We start from the raw sequence: 2,181 nt of genomic DNA, 5'->3' as shown, positions 1-2,181 counted from the left end.
CGGCGACCTGGGTCGAGATGGTTTTCTTCTGTACGAGCATGAATCAGCCTGAGGCGGCCGCCGTGTTTGTTGACTGGCGCCGTGTTGATTGAAGAAGTGGACGCATAGCACCGTTGTCACCGCGATGCCATGTCGCCCGTTTCGCTTCAGTAGACATGTTCCTCGATAGGTTGATTGCCAGCGATCCGTTCGTAGCGGAAGGCCGACAGGTCGACAGAGCGGTACTCGCCATAGGCAATGAGATCACTGACGCCCGACCCGGTCGCCGCTGCATGCATCATGCCGTGGCCGCTGAAGCCGGTAGCCAGGACAAAGTTCGAAACCTCGGGATGCCGGCCGATGATGCCGCTGTGGTCGAAGGTGTTGTATTCGTAGAGCCCCGCCCAGGCGCGCAGCATGCGCAATTGCTCAAACCCGGGCACGCGATGGGCGAGCGCCGGCCAGATCAACTCGTCGAACAGGTCGTAATCCACATCCAGGCCAAAATCGTCCGGCTCGTTCTCGCGCACCGGCGGAATACCGCACAGGAAGAGCTGGCCTTCCGGCCGCAGCCAGAAGCCGCTCGTGTCGAAGACGAAGGGGCAGTTTTCGATCGTTGCCGGCGTTTCGAAGACGAAGACGCAGCGCTTGCTCGGGACAACCGGCAGTTCGGCGCCGGCCATCCTGGCGATGCCCGCGCTCCACGGTCCGGCCGCGTTGATCACCGTGCCGGCGGCAAGCCGGTCGCCATTGTCGAGCACCACTTCGCCGACCTTTTGGGGAGACGCCATGGTCAGTCCGGTCACCGTCGCGGCAAGATAGTCCACGCCCTGCGTGCGCGCCTTGCGGCGAAAGGCCTGCATCAGGCCGGGGCCGTCGAACCAGCCTTCGCTGCCAAGGCCGAGCGAGCCAAGGGCGAGATCGTCCGTGTTGAGCCACGGGAAGCGTCGTGCCAGATCGACCTGCTCGATCAGTTCGGCGTCGACGCCCATGCCGCGCTGAACGCGGTTCTTGGCACGCTGCGCGTCTGCCCGCTCGGGTGTCGCCAGCACGAGGTAACCGGGCTCATGCAGGCCGATGTCGGCCAACTCGTCGCCGATGGCAAGCCGCGTCTTTACCTGGCGCAGGAAGTCGATGCTGAACTTCGACATGGCAATGTTGGGCGCCGTGCCGAACTGCTGGCGGATGGCGCTGGTCGACAAGGAAGACGAGGAGGCCGTGTAGTAGGGGTCCCGCTCGATCACCGCAATACTGCCATCGAAATCCGGATTGGCTGACAGGAAATAGGCGATCGAGCTGCCGACAACGCCGCCGCCGACGATCACCACATCATAGTTCGTGCCCATTCCAATCGTGTTCCCTATCTCGAATGTCATACGCGGCGATGAAGGATTGGATACTTTCCTCTATCGACCCACCACTGGAATGAGACATAACCCGGTCTTCGATGCAGAAAAAGGGGTTTGACGCGAAAATCAGAATACATTATCCAATTTTCACCAGATATCACCTGCCCGGCAACGTCGCGGCAGCCATGACGAGGATTTCCCGTGGGCCTCATCGCTCCCCGTCTTGACGTCATCAAGCCAAGCCCCAGCATGGCGGTCACCGCGCGGGCAATCGAAATGCGCTCGGCCGGCATCGACGTCATCAGCCTGAGCGCCGGCGAGCCGGATTTTCCAACGCCTCCGCACATCGTCGAGGCGGCCTACGAGGCGATGCGCAGGGGTGAAACGCGCTATACGGCGGTCGACGGCACCGCCGCGCTGAAGAAGGCGGTGGCCGGGAAATTCAGGCGCGAGAACGGCCTCGATTACAAGCCTTCGCAAATCAGCGTCGCGGGTGGCGCAAAGCAGATCATCTACAACGCCCTGCTGGCAACGCTGGCCCCCGGTGACGAGGTGGTCGTCCCCGCGCCCTATTGGGTTTCCTACACCGACATCGTCCTGCTCGGCGAAGGCAAGCCCGTGGTCGTTCCTTGCACGGAGGCGCAGGGCTTCAAACTGACACCGCAAGCCCTGCGAGCCGCGATCACCGGGCGCACCAAATGGCTGCTGCTCAACACGCCTTCCAATCCGACTGGCGCCGTCTACAGCCCCGACGAACTTGCCGGCCTGGCCGGGGTGTTGCTCGATCACCCGCATGTGCACGTTCTGACCGACGACATCTACGAGCATATCCTGTTCGATGGACGTGCCTTCC

General features: G+C 62.4%; 2 protein-coding genes. One reads left to right on the top strand and one right to left on the bottom strand.

The features are described 5' to 3' along the window. Positions 1–146: 146 nt before the first annotated feature. Entirely contained in the window at positions 147–1,325 is a 1,179-nt protein-coding gene (locus tag EN984_RS32065; protein WP_127269417.1) for an FAD-binding oxidoreductase, read from the bottom strand. Positions 1,326–1,529: 204 nt separating this feature from the next. Between EN984_RS32065 and EN984_RS32060 the strand changes: the two genes are divergently transcribed. Beyond that, the coding region (locus EN984_RS32060; RefSeq protein WP_127384239.1) for an aminotransferase class I/II-fold pyridoxal phosphate-dependent enzyme at positions 1,530–2,181 on the top strand (652 nt) is incomplete at its 3' end.

It is taken from the genome of Mesorhizobium sp. M7A.F.Ca.CA.004.12.1.1 (assembly GCF_003997835.1).
Lineage (GTDB): Bacteria > Pseudomonadota > Alphaproteobacteria > Rhizobiales > Rhizobiaceae > Mesorhizobium.
The sequence above is the reverse complement of the archived record's forward strand: the minus strand, read 5'-3'. Positions and strand labels throughout refer to the sequence as shown.